Raw genomic sequence first — 18,152 nt, 5'->3', positions numbered from 1 at the left:
TTCTATAATGATTATGTAAAATCCTGTTAATAAAAGGCTTTTTTCGTAATCTTTGTTGCTATCTGACCAAAAGTAAAATTTGGCTTCTGGAATTTTACGAATTTTTCTGCACCGTTAATGAAGGAGCAGCAAGAAAAGAGCCCCGAATCCAGATGAAATATGGATGAAAGGTTCCATACGAAAAGTAACAATCAATGCGAAAACAGCCTAATAAAAAGAAATGCCACAGAACAAATCTCTGTGGCATCGTATGGGTGTTATGAATTTAAATTTTTCACGCTAAGATCGAATTCTTTTTCAATCTCAGGGTTAGGTTTGTAAGTGGCAAGGCTCACAACCACTGAAATGACCAGGTTGATAAGGAAGCCAGGAACGATTTCATACATGACGCTGCTCAATCCGATTTCACTCCAGATAACAACGGTCGCGGCACCGGCAATCATACCAAGGATTGCGCCCCAGTTGGTCATCTTCTTCCAGTACAGGCTCAGGATGATGATTGGTCCGAACGCTGCACCGAAGCCTGCCCATGCGTATGCAACCAGGCCGAGGATTGTGTCGTTCTGTACCCAGGCAAGGGCAGCAGCGATGATTGCGACAACTAGTACAGCCATACGTCCGAAAAATACATATTGCTTATCGGATTTTTCCTTTTTAAATAAGATTTTGTATAAGTCCTCTGTCAATGCACTGGATGTTACGATCAGCTGAGATGAAATCGTGCTCATGATGGCAGCGAGGACCGCGGCAAGCATGAATCCGGCGAATAATGGATGGAAGAAGATTTGCCCGAGTACGATAAAGACTGCCTCAGGGTTATCCAGCTTAACATCCGGATTCTGTGTGAAATAAGCAAGACCGATCAACGCTGTCAGCATGGCTCCAATCAAGGAGAAAATCATCCAGCCCATGCCGATTCTTCTCGCACTCTTTGTTTCTTTTATTGAGGTGATTGCCATGAAGCGGGTGATGATATGAGGCTGGCCGAAGTAGCCGAGTCCCCATGCGGCAGTTGAAATGATGCCAAGCAAAGTCGTCCCTTTGAATAAATCAAGCAAGGCAGGGTCGATCGAGCGAATCGTATCGAATGTTTCTGCTGGTCCTCCTGTTTTTGCGAAGCCGATGATCGGAACAAGCAGCAGGGCGAAAAGCATCATCGTTCCCTGAATGAAATCTGTGTAGCTTACTGCCAGGAAGCCGCCGAATAATGTGTAAGCCACGACGACTGCGGAGACTAACAATAAGCCCGTATGGTAATCAAGGCCGAATGAGTTTTCGAAAAATACAGCTCCTGCGACCATTCCGGAAGATACATAGAAGGTAAAAAAGAGCAGAATAACAATTCCGGATACAATCCTTAAAAGCTTAGTGTCGTCTTTGAAACGGTTCTCCAGGAAGCTTGGGATTGTGATGGAGTCATTCGCCACATGAGTGTATGAGCGAAGTCGAGGTGCTACATAAAGCCAGTTCAGATAAGCGCCGACAGTCAGCCCGATGGCAATCCATGCATTCGCTAAACCGCTTACATAAATTCCCCCAGGAAGACCCATCAATAGCCAGCCGCTCATGTCAGCAGCGCCAGCGCTAAGGGCAGTGACTGCCGGACCAAGCGATCTGCCGCCAAGCATATAATCCGTCAGGTTGCTTGTCTTTTTGTAGGAATACCAGCCGATATAAAGCATCGCGGCCATGTAAATTCCAATGGCAATGATTTGATACATTTCGTTGGACATGATCTTTCCCCCTTTGTTATTGCGAAAAAGTATTAAAAAAATATTGCTAATTCATATAATATTCTATCATCTCATAATCATGATTAACAATCTCTTTTTTTACTCAAACTACTATTCAAATAATAGTATTTTGCTTTTTTAATATATCAATAGAGATAAAGAAAAACCATGGTTGGAAATACCATGGCTGAGGTTAAGCTTTGAACGTCCCTTTTGGCGGAATCCGGTCGCCTTTCACTTTTTTATCATTGATTTTAGGTTCTGTCCCGCTAAAAAAGTTCCGCAGGTTTGAACGATGAAGGAATACTAAAAATAAAATGAAAGCAGTAAAGATATATGGCTCATATAGTTCCGGAGAAAGGAATGAATAAACAAGCATGGCGATTCCAACCGAAATCGAACCCATGAACACATATTTGGTCACGAATATGACAGCAAAAAAAGTCACGTAAACCGCCAGGAACATCCCGATATCCACTATGAGCAGTGCTCCAGCTGTCGTGGCGATCGCCTTGCCCCCGCGAAAGCCTGCAAAAATCGGGAAACAGTGGCCGAGGACTGCAATCAAACCGGCATAGAGCGGTTCAACTGGAAGGTTGAAAATCAGTGGCAGAGATGCGGCGAGCATCCCTTTCGCGACATCCACAAGCAGCACGATGATGGCTGCCCGCTTGCCCATGACGCGCAACGTATTTGTCGCACCAGGATTTTTGCTGCCATGGTCCCTGATATCCACATGGAAAAAATATTTGCCGATCAATAAAGCCGTAGGGATTGACCCAACCAGATAGGCGGCCAAAAGAATTATCCAGGTCATAGTTTGTCACCCTTTTATTATTTGGACTCTGTAATAGCTCGTAGTGAATTTAACACCTGTTGCTTGTAGTGGAGGGCACGAAGACTCCTGTTAAAAGTACCATCCGTGGTATTGCCAATATATGTAACCACTCTTTATGTATTGTAAAAAATAAAGCAGATGAATGGAAGAGTTTTTCGAAAAATACAATAGTTAACACTTTGATTAAAAGTTAGGTTTCTTTTTGGCAAATGGGTGTAAAGTGGTTTATGATATATCCGGTAGTGTCCGGGCAATTGCCTGGATGAGAAATATGAGCTATGATGTAAAATGATGGAATCAAAAACCATATTAAGTAGGATGATGGGTATGAAAAGAGCAAGAATCATTTACAATCCGACTTCGGGTCGTGAGATTTTCAAAAAGCATCTTGCCGAGGTGTTGGTGAAGCTGGAGAATGCCGGCTATGAGACATCATGCCATGCAACGACAGGTGAGGGGGACGCGACGCAGGCTGCAAGGATTGCGGTTGAGCGGCGTTATGACCTGGTGATTGCGGCTGGCGGAGATGGCACGATCAATGAAGTGGTCAATGGAATTGCTGAGCAGGATTACCGCCCGAAAGTTGGCGTCATTCCGGTTGGCACAACCAATGACTTTGCACGCGCGCTTCATATTCCGCGGGATATCGATGCGGCTGTTGACATCATTGTTAAAGGCGAAACGATTCCGGTCGACGTGGGCCGGATCAACGATAGATACTTTATAAATATTGCGGGAGGCGGCAGGCTGACAGAGCTGACGTATGAGGTTCCAAGCAAGTTGAAGACGATGCTTGGCCAGCTTGCCTATTATCTGAAGGGCATTGAGATGCTGCCATCCATCAAGGCTTCCGAAGTGAAGATCGAGTATGATGGAAAACTGTTCGAAGGGGAAGTCATGATGTTCCTCGTTGGGCTGACGAACTCCGTCGGCGGCTTCGAGCGCCTGGCACCGAACTCATCAATCAATGATGGGCTATTCTCTTTATTGATCTTGAAAAAGACGAACCTAGCAGATTTCATCCGGATTGCGTCACTCGCTGTCCGCGGGGAACACATCAATGATCCAGGCGTCATCTACACACAGGCCAATCGCATCAAGGTCCATTCGAACGAAACCGTCCAGCTGAATCTCGACGGAGAATACGGCGGCAACCTGCCAGCCGAGTTCGAAAACCTGTTCAGGCACATCGAAGTATACGTTCCACTCGATGAAATCCGACCAGAAGACCGGCCGGAGAACCTCGAATTGAATTTCAAAGCAGAATGATGATGGAACCACTCCAATTAGGGGTGGTTTTTTTACGTTTGGTAAAAGGGTATAGAAGGATATTCCTTAATTTTTGATTATATTCCTTAAAACAACAGATATATTCCTTAATCCTCGGTTATATTCCTTAAAAACAAAATATATTCCTTAATATTTCAATATATTTCTAAATAGCATAAAATTTGCCTGCACATCATATTTGGAAGAAAATAAAAGATAATAACATAAAAGGATGTGGATACATAATGGGGAACAAGGCGTTGATCAATATCGACTATACGTATGATTTCGTTGCGGATGACGGCCGGCTGACGTGCGGCAAGCCGGGACAGGCGATTGAAGACAAGCTTGTCAGCTTAACGAAGGATTTCATCAAAAATGGTGACTATGTGGTTTTCGCGATTGATGTCCATGATGAAGGCGATGAGTTCCATCCGGAGACGAAGCTGTATCCGCCGCATAATATCCGCGGAACGAAGGGCAGGGATCTGTACGGCAGCCTTCAGGCGGTGTATGAGGAGAGCAGGCATTTGGATCATGTGCATTACCTCGACAAAACGAGATATTCTGCTTTTGCGGGGACAGACCTGGAAATCAAATTGCGTGAGCGAGGCATCACGGAAGTACATCTTGTCGGTGTCTGCACCGACATTTGCGTCCTTCACACGGCGGTCGATGCTTACAACAAGGGATTTAAGGTTATTGTGTATAAGGATGGTGTTGCTTCCTTTGACCAGACAGGCCACGAATGGTCGCTCCGGCATTTCGAAAGCTCGATCGGAGCGGAGGTCAGGTAAGCTAATCTATTGATGGCAGTAAACTTGGAGGTTTTTTGATGGGCACTAAATTCACAGATGACAGCTTGATGCTGCACACGGACTTATATCAATTAAATATGATGGAAACGTACTGGCGCGACGGCGTCCACAATCGCCGCGCCGTGTTTGATTTGTTTTTCCGCAAGCTCCCTTTTGGCAATGGCTATGCAGTGTTTGCCGGCCTGGAAAAAATCATCAGCTATATCGAGAATTTTGGCTTCACGGAGGATGATATCCAGTATTTAAGAGAAGAAGGGAAGTTCGATGAGGATTTCCTTGGCTTCTTAAAAGAGCTTCGTTTTACCGGATCGATCCGCGCGATGCAAGAAGGCGAGATTGTTTTTGCCAATGAGCCGCTCATCAGGGTTGATGCGCCGCTTGCTGAAGCGCAGCTGATCGAGACAGCGCTGCTCAATATCGTAAACTACCAGACACTGATTGCGACAAAGGCGTCCCGAATCAAACAGGTCGTGAACGAAGAGGTCGCGATGGAATTTGGGTCCCGCCGGGCGCATGAAATGGATGCGGCACTATGGGGGACCCGTGCTGCCTATGTCGGCGGATTTGATTCGACGAGCAATGTGCGCGCAGGCAAGCTGTTCGGCATTCCGGTTTCAGGGACGCATGCCCACTCGATGGTGCAGGCCTATAAGGACGACTACACCGCTTTTAAAAAATACGCAGAGACGCATAAGGACTGTGTGTTCCTGGTCGACACATATGATACGTTAAAATCTGGCGTGCCAAATGCAATTAAGGTGGCGAAGGAATTCGGCGACAAGATTAATTTCATCGGCATCCGTCTCGATAGCGGTGACCTTGCGTACCTATCGAAGGAAGCGCGGAAAATGCTCGATGAAGCAGGATTCAAGGATGCGAAAATCGTCGCGTCCAGTGACCTTGATGAATACACGATCATGAACCTGAAGGCTCAGGGAGCAAAGATCGATATTTGGGGAGTCGGCACAAAGCTGATTACGGCTTACGACCAGGCTGCACTTGGCGCAGTCTATAAAATTGTCTCCGTCGAGCGGGGAGATGGCACGATGGAGGACACGATCAAGATTTCCTCCAATCCAGAGAAGGTGACGACACCGGGCATCAAAAAGGTGTACCGGATCATCAATCGGGACAATAACCGCTCAGAAGGTGACTATATCGCGCTTGAAGAGGAAAATCCCCAGGAAGAAAAGCGTCTGAAGATGTTCCATCCAGTGCACACCTTCATCAGCAAGTTCGTCACGAATTTCGATGCCAGGGACCTGCATCATGACATCTTCGATGAGGGTAAGCTCGTATACACTCAGCCAAGTCTCGAGGAAGTCCGCAGGCATTCGAAATACTGCCTTGGCGTGCTTTGGGAAGAATACACGCGCATGCTCAATCCGGAGGAATACCCGGTCGATCTCAGCCAGAAATGCTGGGACAACAAAATGCGCAATATAGAAGAAGTAAAAGAAAAAGTCAGGGAAATGATCGGAGAGAAATAAACGAGTGTGGCTGCTTCCAGAGAAGCAGCCATTTTTATATTAAAAAAGAGGTTTTCTTCAAGTGGCGTTCCTGTTAAAATTATGCAAAAGCAAGGGGGGAACGGGATGATTCGCTATCCAATCTTAGAAAAAGGAATGACGGTTGGTGTCACGGCACCATCATCAGGAGTACCGGTTGAATTGCATGATTTGCTAGAAAGTGCTTCTTCCCGTATGGAAGAGCGAGGATACAAAGTCATCATGGGCGAAACGCCATGGACACAAGACAAAGCAAAGTCCGCACCTGCAAAGGAACGGGGAGACGAGTTTAATAACATGATGGCAGACGGCCGCATCCAGCTGATGATCCCTCCATGGGGTGGTGAGTTGCTGCTTGAAATCCTCGAGCATGTTGACTTTGACAAGGTCCCGGAAAAGTGGATCCTTGGTTATTCGGACACAAGTTTGTTGTTGTTGGCCATCACATTAAGGACGGGAATTGCCACTGCGCATGGAACAAACCTGGTAGACCTGAGGGGCGCGTATTCGGACGAGACAACCGCTGCGTGGGAAGCTGTTTTAGCAACGAAAAAGAGTCAATCCATTCTCCAGGAATCCTCAGAAAAATACCAAAAAGCATGGCGCCATGACAAGCCTAGTCCCTGTGTTTTTCACCTAACTGAAGAGACGGAATGGAAGATAATCGGCAGGGGCGAAATTGAAGTAGAAGGGCGTTTGCTTGGCGGCTGTATCGATACCATCCGCCATTTAATCGGTACTCCATACGGCGATGTTCAATCTTTCAGGGACACTCATATCCCAGGAGACCCGGTTGTTTGGTTCTTCGAAAATGCGGAATTGTCGACAACGGATTTACGAAGAACGCTTGTGCAAATGAAATATGCCGGCTGGTTTGTGAATTGTTCAGGCATCCTGTTTGGCAGGAGCCCAGCCAATACAACCGTGGGGAATTATGCAATTGAGGATGTTTACCATGAACTGGCTGTTGAACTGCAAATCCCTGTCATTTATGACATAGACTGTGGCCATGTTCCGCCGCAAATCACTTTTATAAATGGAGCCTACGGAAAAATAAAAGCAGCAAATGGAAAAGGGACCGTTTTACAAACGTTCATTTAATCTTTCAATGCATGCATCTCTTCATCGATGCATGCATTTTCCATTAAGGCTAATATTAGACTTGTATAGATGAACCCCATATAATAGTTTCTACAGTAATATTAGGAGGAACGGACCATGGCAGAGAATAAATCCATTCAGGTAGCAGGAAATGAATTTCTATGGGATATGGATAAGGGACAGCTCACGTTTGAAGGCGGGGATGTTGTCTTGTTTTGGATTAGTACTGCGATGAAGGATTTCTTCGATACGCTAGAGGAAATATCCGGGGAAGAAGCTTCGAAATTGGTGTTTGAGACGACAGGTTTCCGCCAGGGTATTGAGATCGGGGGCTATTTTGAAAAATTCAAGACAGCCGGAATCGCAGAAGCGGCGGATATGCTGATGAATTTGTATGCAACTGCCGGATGGGGATTGGTGACTGTCCATAACTTATGTTTTGAGGATAAAAAGGTCAGCCTCCATCTAAAAGACAGCTGGGAGACGAAAATCAATCTGAGCCAGGGGAAAAGCCAGGGAACGAATTTCATTGCTGCCCACTTTGCCGGTGTCTTCAGCGGGCTCTTTGGCACAAATATCTGGTATAAGGTCGTACAGGATCAGGTGGAAGGCCATGAATACAGCATTGTGGAATATTTTCCGGCTGATGTGTCTGTCTCCGAGAATATCCATGAGCTTGCCCGGAAGAAGGAAGCAGAGCAAATCGGCCAGCTTGAGGGCCTGGTTGAGGAAAAGACAAAGGAATTGAAGCAGTTGATCGAGCAGCTTTCCTCGCCGATCATTCCTGTGCTGGAAGGTATCGTGGTCGTGCCGTTGATCGGTTCTTACGATGAGGAGCGCGCCCGTCAGCTGATTGAGAATACATTGTATAATTTGCCTGCCTACAAGGCGAACTACCTTGTGCTCGACTTGACCGGCCTGGATGAGAACATGGGAGATCATTCAGTCAGTATGATTGAAAAAATGGGCTCTGCTGCAGCTTTGATTGGAATCAAAACCGTATTGGTCGGCATCTCTGCAGAACTTGGGGTAACCATCTCTAATTCAGGCATCAACTTGAATAAATTCGACTGCTTCCAAACCCTGCAGCATGGCATCCATTATGCCCTGGGGCAAAATGGAAGGGAAATTATTTAACTAAGGTTTAACTTTTCGGAGAATCGGGAAAATGTTGATGTTGGGAGGGGTCCACATGAACCATTTGACCGAGATGGCAAAAAGAGTGAACGATGTGAAAAATGAATTGGCTGATACTATCACGGATCGTCAATCAGCGAAATACCCTGACAAATTAGGTCCGATATCCGATGTACTCCGGGCTGAACGGATTAAGATGATCAGCTTGTATGAAGAGTTGATTATGGATGATCTGGATACTGCGCTATCCAGGATCACCCAATGGGGCAACGCAACCGGTGCACTCTGCTCAGAGCTCGGGATGACGATTGATATCGCTCTGGATGAGCTGGACTATTACCGTGAAAAATTCAGCGATATCATCTATGAGATCTGTGAACAGGAAGGTTGCGACCTGAAATCCTACCATTCGTACACGAAGAAGTTGAACATGATCATTGACCAGGCTGCGCAAAGTTTCAGTGTTGCCTTCGTCAAACAACAGAAAGAATTCCTCAATCGGGCCAAGGAAGAGATCGCGGAATTATCCGTGCCGGTCGTCCCGCTTGAAAAGAAGGTCGCGGTCCTGCCGCTAATTGGATCGATCGATACATATCGCGCGAAATTGCTGATGGAGGAATCGCTCCGCAAAAGTGCCAAACAGGGAATCTCGTATTTCATCCTGGATGTATCAGGTGTCCCGATTGTCGACACGATGGTCGCCAGCCAGCTGTTCCAGGTGATCAACGCCCTGAAACTATTGGGGGTTGAGGCTGTCATAACCGGAATAAGGCCAGAGATCGCCCAGACGATGGTCTCTCTGGGAATCAATTTTTCAACGGTGAAGACATACTCGTCAGTGAAGCAGGCAATGGCTGCTTATCGGAAAAATAACGAACGCCAGTAATGATGAACAGGCGATGCTTATAATCAAAAGCATCGTTTTTTTCTTGTCAATTTCCTGTTTTTTTTAAAGGATTTCCCATGGAAGTACAGAATTAATAGGGAACGAATCTTTTGTGCTGAGGGTGTTGCCGAGTGGTAGATCAAAGGGTTAAGGTGGATTACGAACAGTTCATTCCAAGGGAAACAGGCTTCATTTTTAAATTCATCAAAAAAGACAATCGATTTATCCATACGTTCATCGAAGGCAAACTCATAGAAAAGGTAGGGCTGTGCCCTGAATATATCATCGGGAAATCACTGTTTGAATTCCTGCCGGCTGACCAGGCGATGCGCAAAGAGTCATTCTATGAAAAAGCCTGGAACGGGGAGCATGTGAACTACGAGGGCAGTTTTGCGGAGATTCAATACCTGGCGATTTTGAGTCCGATTCGCTTGAATGGCGAAACGGTTGAGGTCATCGGGACAACCATCGATATTACAAAGGAAAAAACAAGGGAGAAGCAGGTCCAGCAGATGGAAAAGCTTTCGGTCGTCGGCGAGCTGGCAGCCGGCATCGCGCATGAAATCCGGAATCCACTTACTTCCCTGAAGGGATTCGCCAAGATCGTCAAGGAAAGCGTGACAGAGCCGGCTTTGGTGCCGTATCTGGACATTATGCTTGATGAAATGGACCGGATCAATGAGATCGTCAATGAATTCATGTTCATCGCCAAACCAAATGAGAACGTTAATTTTCAATATACAAACTACACCAAGCTGCTGCGGGATTGTATCCACTTCATGGAACCGCAGGCCTTGTTAAAAGGCATCGAAATTCAGTTCAGCTCTGACGCGGAAATCATCTTGAACTGCGACCGGAACCAGATGAAGCAGGTGCTGATCAATCTGCTGCAGAATGCGATTGAGGCAACAGAATACAGAGGACATTGTATTGGGGTACGATTGGACGAAGTGAGCAATGAGACTGTTATGGTGACGATCGCCGATAAGGGGTGCGGGATATCGGAAGCACGATTTGAGCGTCTGTTTGAACCATTTTATTCAACGAAGGAAAAAGGAACAGGGTTGGGACTGATTACCTGCAAACGAATCATCGACCTGCACCAGGGCCATATTGATGTAAAAAGTAAACTTGGGGAAGGCACGACGATCAGGATCCTGCTGCCTCGTTACTATCCGGTAGAAACATTGCTGGCCGCAGAATAACAAATGCTGTGCTTCGTTTTGAAGCATGGCATTTTTGCTTTCATCTGGTACAATGAAGAAGTTGATCCTCTTAAATCCCCTCACATTTTCTCACTGAAAGGAGCCACCCAATTATGCTGCAAAAAGCCCGTGAATTGTTGCAAAATCATTTTGGATATTCCACTTTCCGCCATGGACAGGAACAGGCCATCAGCTCTGTGCTTGAAGGGAAAAACACGGTTTGTGTCATGCCGACTGGCGGCGGCAAGTCGATTGTCTATCAAGTTCCCGCACTCGTGCTGCCTGGGACCACAATCGTCATCTCGCCGCTGATTTCCCTTATGAAGGACCAGGTCGACACGCTCGTCCAGCTTGGCATTCCTGCGACATACATCAACAGTTCCCTTACTGCCGGTGAAGCTGCCGCAAGGATGGATGATGCCAGGAACGGAAAGTACAAGCTCTTGTATATTGCCCCGGAACGCCTTGGTTCCTGGGAGTTCATACATGATCTGCAGGACATGGAAATCCCGCTGATCGCCGTCGATGAAGCACACTGTATCTCGCAATGGGGCCATGATTTCCGTCCGAGTTATCTGCAGATTTCCGGTCTCGCCGATCGCCTGCCGAAGAAGCCGATTATGCTCGCCCTGACAGCAACCGCGACACCCAGGGTCAGGGAGGACATTTGCGCTTCGTTAAAAATAAATCCTGAAAACACGATCATCACCGGATTTGAGCGAAGCAACCTGAGTTTTTCTGTCGTAAAAGGCCAGGATCGCCAGTCTTATTTAAAGGATTTTATCAAAAAGAATGAAAAGGAAGCAGGCATCATTTATGCGGCGACGAGGAAGATTGTCGACCAGCTGTACGAGTGGCTCCAGAAGGAAGGTTTCAATGCCGCCCGTTATCACGCCGGCATGAATGATGAAGACCGGAACACCGAACAGGAGCGGTTTTTGCAGGACGAAGCCACCGTTATGGTCGCGACTTCGGCCTTCGGAATGGGCATTGATAAAAGTAACATACGCTACGTCCTCCATTTTCAGCTGCCTAAGAATATGGAGAGCTATTATCAGGAAGCTGGCCGTGCCGGACGCGACGGGCTGGACAGTGAATGTATCGTGCTCTATTCGTCGCAGGATGTCCAGGTGCAGCGCTTCCTGATCGACCAGTCTGCCGACCGCGAGCGAATTGCACCTGAACTGGAAAAATTGCAGCAGATGGTAGGCTATTGCCATACCGAGGAATGCCTGCAATCGTACATCCTGCATTATTTTGGCGAAACGGAAACAGAACCGTGCGGCCGCTGCGGCAATTGTACCGATCGCCGGGAGACCCAGGATGTCACAAAGGATGCGCAGATGGTGCTGTCATGCATTATCCGGATGGGCCAGAAGTACGGAAAGGCGATGACTGCCAATGTTTTGACAGGTTCGAGGAACAAAAAAGTCCTGGAGTTCCGCCTGGATAAATTGCCGACATACGGCCTGATGAAGGAGCGGAGCACCAAGCAGGTGAATGACCTGATCGAGTTCCTGATATCCCAGGAGCTGATCGGCGTTGAACATGGCACGTACCCAACGATCTTCGTCCCTGAAAAAGGGAAGGAGGTCCTGCTTGGAAAGACGCAGGTCTTCAGGAAGGAAGCTATCCAGGTCAAGCAGGTTTCAAACGATGATCCATTGTTCGAAGAGCTGCGTGAGTTGCGGAGAAATGTCGCTTCTGGGGAAAAAGTCGCGCCATTTATGATTTTCTCAGATTCCTCTTTGAAAGATATGTGCCTGAAGCTGCCGCGCTCAGAGGAGGATTTCCTCAAGGTCAGCGGAGTGGGCGAACACAAGCTCAATAAGTACGGTGCGCCATTCATTCAGCGGATCATCGAGTTCTGCGAGGAGCATCCTGAGCGTCAGCCAGTGATGGATGCCGTAACAGAGCCGGTGAAAAAGCCGGCAAAAAAAGCAATCGGCGATTCCCATCTCGAAACGTACAAGCTGCATCAGGAGAATAAGAATGTAGCCGAGATTGCCGCTGAGCGCGAGCTGGTGGAAAGCACGGTTGAGAACCACCTGATCCAGTGCATTCAGCAGGGAATGGAAGTTGATTATGACCTGTTGATTCCAGAGAAGCATGTTGCGGATTTGGAGAGAGCCGTGGCTGAAGCCGGCCGAGACAGGCTGAAGCCGATCAAAGAGCTGCTCCCGGATGAAGTGAGCTATTTTATGATCAAGGCGTTCTTGTACAGGTCTAGAGAAAAAGTGAAAGAATAGGACGGAGCCTGCGGGTTCCGTCTTTTTTTAGTGGGAGAATATTGGGCGCTTCGGACAAAAATCGAGCGAGGCTTTTGGGAAATGTCCGAAGTTAGGTTGACTTCGGACAAAATGAGGAGGAAGCGCCGTGAAAATGTCCGAAGATGGGATGTCTTCGGACAAAATGAGGAGGAAGCGCGGTGAAAATGTCCGAAGATGGGGTCACTTCGGACAAAATGAGGAGGAAGCGCGGTGAAAATGTCCGAAGATGGGGCCACTTCGGACAAAATGAGGAGGAAGCCCGGTGAAAATGTCCGAAGATGGTGTCACTTCGGACAAAATCAGGAGGAGGTGCGGTGGAAATGTCCGAAGATGGATTCACTTCGGACAAAATGAGGAGGAAGGGCGGTGAAAATGTCCGAAGATGGGTTCACTTCGGACAAAATGAGAAGGAAGTGCGGTGAAAATGTCCGAAGATGGTGTCACTTCGGACAAAATGAGAAGGAAGCGCGTGAAAGAAGTCAGGTGTTGCAAGAATGTCCGAAGCTGATATCATCTCGAACAAAATGAGCAGACAAACAGCTGGATTTCTTATTCCAGTAAAAAGAAAAAAATGGTAATATGTATTTATGCCTTAAGTAGGATGGTGGATTGCGATGCATCCGATTACGATAATTGAGATTTTAGTAGCGTTGGGTATTTTTGTTGTGGTTCTTGTGCTCGGACATTTTTGGGCTAAAAGAAATCGGAAGGCGGCGCTGGTGTTGGTAGCGTTTGTTGCCGTTGCGGAGATTGGTTTTTTTATCATCCGTCCTTTGTGGATTGATTACCATCTCGGCATCAAAACGGAACAGCTTGAAGAGTATCTTGAGGAGAAATACCCTGGTGAAACGTTCGAAATCAGCCGGAGGACGAGCCGGAATTACAACCCTTATCACCTGGAGGTGAGGTTCGAAAATGAGCCAGGCTGGAGTTACTCGTATTCTGTCAATGACGGTAAAATCAAGCAGGTTGGGATTGGCGTGCCAGATGATGAGCTGCCAGAGGAAGGGCTTCATTATGATGACTTGTGAGTTTACAAGAGTTAGAGAACTTTTTACAAGTTAAAAAGACAAAAAATTCTGTATAATCCGTGCAGCAGGAGGAAGAATGGTTTATTTTAAGAAAGCAGTCGAACAATTTGTGTTATGGCTCATCTGCGTATTTTTCTTTATCGCGATTTTATTTTTGCCATATACGACGAAGTATGAGGTGGGACAGGGCGGCCAATTTGAGTCGGCCACCTATGAATATAAAGTGGACAGGCACATCGCGAATATTAAGGGTTTCTTTGCGTATGTAAAAGAAAATAAAGGATTGGGGGAAAGCCATCCTGGCCAGTTATATTCGGAAAAAATAATGTCCAAGGCGTGGAAGAGCCTGCTTTTAATTGTGCCGGCCCTGATTCTTGCTTTTATTTTTGGTGTATTGAAAGGCATTTTTGATTTCCAGATGCAGAAGCGAAGGCTGAACTTTTTGGGCAATGGGACGACATGGCTGTTCATCTCGATGCCGGACCTCTTTTTCATCATCATTACGCAAATTGGCCTGATGTACCTTTATGAGAAGGGGCTGTTTTTCCATGTCGCGCTGTTCGGCAGCGATAAACTCGAAACCTATGTTGTTTGTATTCTATTTCTCATGATCTATCCTGTTTTTTACCTTGCGAATATCACCAATGTGAGCCTCCGTGAGCAGGAGGGGAATGACTACATCCGGACAGCGATATCGAAAGGGACCTCCGGGATGAAAATTTTATTCATACATATCTTGAAGAATTCATTGCCGAAAATCCTGGCGCATGCGAATACCATCACACTCTATGTATTATCCAATCTATTTATCGTTGAAAAACTGACGGATTTTAAAGGAGCGGCGAACGGGCTGTTCCAGGCGGTCTTTAGCGGGACAAGCTTCAATATTGGGCTCGATATCGGGGTGGATGGTGTGTCGGCGTTTGGTTATACGATTTTCTTCACGTTGATCATCCTCGTCTCGAATCTCGTGGCGCAGATTTTCAGGAGTATCGTTATCCCAGCTTCACAGGAGTTGGATCATGAATAAATCACTGACTATAGGCTTATTAATCCTGTCTTTGTTGCTGGTCATCTCTTTTACAGCGCCATATCTGCCATTCGTCGATTCCTCTTTAAAGGAGCAAGTGATGAGGCAGAAGGAAGGTGGCGGCTATGAACTGCCCCCTTTCGCTCCATCAAAGGAATATCCACTCGGTTCGGATGCGAACGGGGTCGATTTATTAAGCAAGGTACTGCTGGGAACGAAAGAAACGCTGCTTACGATTCTGGCAATTGCCCTGATCCGGTATGTTTTCGCAATCCCGCTGGCACTGGCGAGTTTTTATTCTCGCTTTTTCCATAAAATCCTGATCGTATGGAATCGATTATTTTCGTTCATGCCGCCGATTTTCTTTATCATTCTAATCGTGGGCACGCCGTTTATCGTGTTTTCGGATAATCGGTTTCTGTGGTTCATGATGGTCCTGGCGCTGCTTGAAGTAGGCAGGGTCGCCGATATTTTTTACCAGGGGATGCAGGATATCAAGAAGAAACCGTATGTCGAGGCGGGAATCGTTGCCGGCTCTTCAGCGCTGACGATGATGCGGAACTATTATTGGCCGCCATTAAGGCCGTTCCTCATCGTTCAGTTTTTTTCAGACCTAGGAAGGATCCTCTTCCTGATCGGGCAGCTCGGAATCGTCGAAATCTTTTTCAGCGTCGAATTCGTTTCCCAATTGGGCGGAGCGTATAAAGCGATGAACACCTCGAACATTTGGCCGACTTATTATGCGAACATCACCAAGCACATCTGGTCCGACCCATGGCTGCCGATTACAGGCACCGTGGCAATCGGAATTACCATTTTTGCTTTCTCGCTGACAAGCAATGGCCTGCAGCAGTATTTTGATCGGAAATATAAAAGAGCTCAATAGAAAAGACAAAACATTTAGGGGGAAGTAATGAAAAAGTTCAGTTTCTTAACAGCCATCAGTCTTTTGCTTGTTCTTGTACTCAGTGCCTGCGGAACGAAAGTCACCAAGGAGGAAGTCATCAGCGGTGCTTTCAGGAACACAATCAATAGCTTCGATACAGACATGAAAACCGAATTCGAAATGAATGCCAATGGCCAAAAGGTTAACCAGACAGTGGACATTCATATGAAATACCTGGATGACCCCTTCATGGCTCAGATGAAATTGAGTACGATTGATGGAGATATGGAATTATATATAGATAAAGAGTCTGCTTATATGACAATGCCAGGAACAACGGAGTGGCTGAAGACCTCGGTCAGCAGTGTTCCTGAATTTGAAAAGCTGGCCAACGGGGACGGCATCAAGGAAGACCTCGACAAATTGAAAAAGTTCAGCGACCTCTTTGAATTAAAAGAAGAGAAGGATGGGTACCTGCTTAGCGTCGAACTCGATAGCTCATCCACCGATAAGGAGAAAGAATTGGTCAAGGATGTCCTAAAAGAGTCCTTGCAGGACGAGAGCATAGAACTCAATAAAGTAAATAAATTCATTTATTATTTAAAGCTCGATAAGAATTACTATTTAAAGCAAGTGAAAGCGGATGCTGATCTAGACCTGGTCATGGACGGAGAGTCAGGAGAGATCGTGATCAAAGTGCAGGCGGACTACAAAGAGATCAATTCAGTTGAAGCTTTTTCCGTTCCGCAGGAAGTGAAAGATAGCGCTGTAGATATGGGAATGTAAGATGGAGAAGAGTTGCTGGTGGCCAGCGGCTCTTTTTTATGAAATGGGTTTAACTCTTGTTAAATAGTTAAACATTTAATGTAACCTTTTGACCGGATTTCCAGACAAATAGATAAAGGAATAAATCCAACAGGAGGAACGACAATGAGAAAATTTTTCATGATTATATTGCTGGGGTTTCTGGTCACTGGTTGTGGAACAGGAAACAAGGTTTCGAATAATGAAGGCAAAGGCGGAGGAGGTCAAGGCATCGTGGCAGGAGAAATGGCTGCATCTTTAGCAGAGAAAAGCCCATTGGTTTTTCAATATGAAGTCAAAAACCAGACAGAAGAAGAAGTCACCCTCGAATTCACCAGCTCACAGCGATTCGACTACTCGGTGAAAAACAAGGCCGGAGAAGAAATATTCCTCTTCTCCAGCGTAGCAAACTTCCTGCAGGCACTAGGGGAAGAGAAAGTCCAGCAGGGCGAGTCCTTAACATACGAAATCGACCTAAACGAACTAAACCTCGAACCAGGCAACTACACACTAACAGTCTGGATGACCCCAAAAGACGGCAAAAAATTCGAAGTCAAGAAAGAATTCTCACTGTAACACGGGGACGGTTCTCCTGTTTTTTCCAATTTCGAAACAGAAGGACGGTTCTCCTGTTTTACTCAATTTACAGAGTGGATAATGGGGGATGGAGATGGCAAAACGGACAGTTATGGTCCTGTTCCTAGTTTTGATGTCAATGGTCTTTGCCGGATGCGCAAGTAAGGAAAGTGCGTCTGGTGCTGGATATGTGCTGTATGTGAACGAGGATTCGCTTTTGATTGCCCAGAACATAGACGCGGAAAAGTACAAAGAAATACAAGAGGTATCACCTGAAGCATTGATCGATCAGGGCGGCCTTGATCTGATTAGGCTGACCTATGATAAGGCAGAGGATTTTAAAAAGGGAGATCACGTAGAGTTCCGGACGGATGGCGGCATCAGAGAGAGTTATCCGGCCCAGGCTGATGCGAAGAAGGTCAGTCTTTCAACAAAGTAAGGTATGAAGGGCCTTGGATTAATTTCTAGGCCCCTCCTTTTCATACATAGGCGGTGTTTAGATGCTGAAATATAAGCTATTACTTTCCCTTCTTATTTCTTTTCTTCTAATCGGGTGCAGCATTGCAGATTCAAAAATCCAGGGCGCTGATCAATTAAGCGAAGCGCAGTCACTAATGAAGAAGAAAGCGCACGAACTTCTTCAGGCGGATAAGGCCACGGATTTGATTATTTTTAATGATTCCATCTATTTAAAGACCGAAAACACTGAATATGAACCGAAAGAAACTCTTTTCGAAATTTCTTCAATGTACAAGAAAGGAAAGGATATTGAGGAAGGGATGGCGACCAAACTGCCGGTTGGTACGGTAATCAAATCAGCCAAGAACAAATCTGGTAGTGCCCCTTTAATAATTGCAGATTTGCCCGGAACACCCGCGGTCTACCAACTGGTTTTCAATCCTTATTCCATAGATGAAAGGTGATTGTTATGAGATCTAATCATCTCCTTTTTAAAATAGAAACAATTCTTACGAGCGGACTTCTGACTTGCGTTCTATTGTTCAGCATATGGCTAACAGTAAGGTCCTTTAAAAAGGGGAAGCGATAAGATATCACCCAT

17 protein-coding genes are annotated in these 18,152 nt (G+C 46.3%); 15 read left to right on the top strand and 2 right to left on the bottom strand.

All coding sequences use genetic code 11. From position 1 onward, the window contains the following. Positions 1 to 257 precede the first annotated feature (257 nt). Positions 258 to 1,733 (bottom strand): sodium/proline symporter PutP, encoded by a 1,476-nt coding sequence (putP, locus tag EJA10_RS00325; protein ID WP_125478023.1) that lies wholly within the window; start codon positions 1,731 to 1,733, stop codon positions 258 to 260. 193 nt (positions 1,734 to 1,926) lie between these two features. Next, positions 1,927 to 2,550 (bottom strand): glycerol-3-phosphate 1-O-acyltransferase PlsY, encoded by a 624-nt coding sequence (plsY, locus tag EJA10_RS00320; protein WP_125478022.1) that lies wholly within the window; start codon positions 2,548 to 2,550, stop codon positions 1,927 to 1,929. Positions 2,551 to 2,898: 348 nt separating this feature from the next. Here plsY and EJA10_RS00315 point away from each other — a divergent pair, with 348 nt between their 5' ends. From EJA10_RS00315 to EJA10_RS00245, 15 genes are all read left to right on the top strand, one after another. Then, a complete protein-coding gene (locus EJA10_RS00315; protein ID WP_125478021.1) occupies positions 2,899 to 3,840 on the top strand; it encodes a diacylglycerol kinase in 942 nt (313 codons plus the stop codon). A 245-nt stretch (positions 3,841 to 4,085) separates the two neighbouring features. After that, a complete protein-coding gene (locus EJA10_RS00310; RefSeq protein ID WP_125478020.1) occupies positions 4,086 to 4,637 on the top strand; it encodes a cysteine hydrolase family protein in 552 nt (183 codons plus the stop codon). 38 nt (positions 4,638 to 4,675) lie between these two features. After that, positions 4,676 to 6,148: a nicotinate phosphoribosyltransferase gene (locus tag EJA10_RS00305; protein ID WP_125478019.1), complete on the top strand. Its 1,473-nt coding sequence runs from the start codon at positions 4,676 to 4,678 to the stop codon at positions 6,146 to 6,148. A gap of 105 nt (positions 6,149 to 6,253) precedes the next feature. Next, positions 6,254 to 7,267: a S66 family peptidase gene (locus EJA10_RS00300; RefSeq protein WP_125478018.1), complete on the top strand. Its 1,014-nt coding sequence runs from the start codon at positions 6,254 to 6,256 to the stop codon at positions 7,265 to 7,267. A 117-nt stretch (positions 7,268 to 7,384) separates the two neighbouring features. Next, positions 7,385 to 8,404: an STAS domain-containing protein gene (locus EJA10_RS00295; RefSeq protein ID WP_125478017.1), complete on the top strand. Its 1,020-nt coding sequence runs from the start codon at positions 7,385 to 7,387 to the stop codon at positions 8,402 to 8,404. A gap of 55 nt (positions 8,405 to 8,459) precedes the next feature. After that, the gene (locus tag EJA10_RS00290; protein ID WP_170169023.1) at positions 8,460 to 9,290 is read left to right on the top strand and encodes an STAS domain-containing protein; all 831 of its coding nucleotides are present in this window, start codon (positions 8,460 to 8,462) and stop codon (positions 9,288 to 9,290) included. A 131-nt stretch (positions 9,291 to 9,421) separates the two neighbouring features. Beyond that, on the top strand, positions 9,422 to 10,495 hold the full coding sequence (locus tag EJA10_RS00285; RefSeq protein ID WP_125478015.1) for an ATP-binding protein: 1,074 nt from the start codon (positions 9,422 to 9,424) through the stop codon (positions 10,493 to 10,495). A gap of 113 nt (positions 10,496 to 10,608) precedes the next feature. After that, complete coding sequence (gene recQ / locus EJA10_RS00280; protein ID WP_125478014.1) at positions 10,609 to 12,744, top strand: DNA helicase RecQ; 2,136 nt, start codon at positions 10,609 to 10,611, stop codon at positions 12,742 to 12,744. Positions 12,745 to 13,379: 635 nt separating this feature from the next. Then, a complete protein-coding gene (locus tag EJA10_RS00275; protein ID WP_125478013.1) occupies positions 13,380 to 13,796 on the top strand; it encodes a hypothetical protein in 417 nt (138 codons plus the stop codon). A gap of 76 nt (positions 13,797 to 13,872) precedes the next feature. Next, positions 13,873 to 14,826, top strand: a complete 954-nt coding sequence (locus EJA10_RS00270) for an ABC transporter permease subunit (RefSeq protein WP_125478012.1) — start codon at positions 13,873 to 13,875, stop codon at positions 14,824 to 14,826. Next, positions 14,819 to 15,712 (top strand): ABC transporter permease subunit, encoded by an 894-nt coding sequence (locus tag EJA10_RS00265; RefSeq protein ID WP_125478011.1) that lies wholly within the window; start codon positions 14,819 to 14,821, stop codon positions 15,710 to 15,712. Before EJA10_RS00270 ends, EJA10_RS00265 begins: the two co-directional genes overlap by 8 nt. A gap of 27 nt (positions 15,713 to 15,739) precedes the next feature. Further along, positions 15,740 to 16,498, top strand: a complete 759-nt coding sequence (locus EJA10_RS00260) for a DUF6612 family protein (RefSeq protein WP_125478010.1) — start codon at positions 15,740 to 15,742, stop codon at positions 16,496 to 16,498. 144 nt (positions 16,499 to 16,642) lie between these two features. After that, positions 16,643 to 17,092: a BsuPI-related putative proteinase inhibitor gene (locus EJA10_RS00255; RefSeq protein WP_125478009.1), complete on the top strand. Its 450-nt coding sequence runs from the start codon at positions 16,643 to 16,645 to the stop codon at positions 17,090 to 17,092. A 94-nt stretch (positions 17,093 to 17,186) separates the two neighbouring features. Then, on the top strand, positions 17,187 to 17,531 hold the full coding sequence (locus EJA10_RS00250) for a DUF3221 domain-containing protein (protein ID WP_170169022.1): 345 nt from the start codon (positions 17,187 to 17,189) through the stop codon (positions 17,529 to 17,531). A 61-nt stretch (positions 17,532 to 17,592) separates the two neighbouring features. After that, positions 17,593 to 18,015, top strand: coding sequence for a hypothetical protein (locus tag EJA10_RS00245; protein ID WP_125478007.1), 423 nt, complete (start codon positions 17,593 to 17,595; stop codon positions 18,013 to 18,015). The last annotated feature ends 137 nt before the right edge of the window (positions 18,016 to 18,152 follow it).

This window comes from Mesobacillus subterraneus (genome assembly GCF_003937825.1).
Classification (GTDB): Bacteria; Bacillota; Bacilli; order Bacillales; family Cytobacillaceae; genus Mesobacillus; species Mesobacillus subterraneus.
The sequence above is the reverse complement of the archived record's forward strand: the minus strand, read 5'-3'. Positions and strand labels throughout refer to the sequence as shown.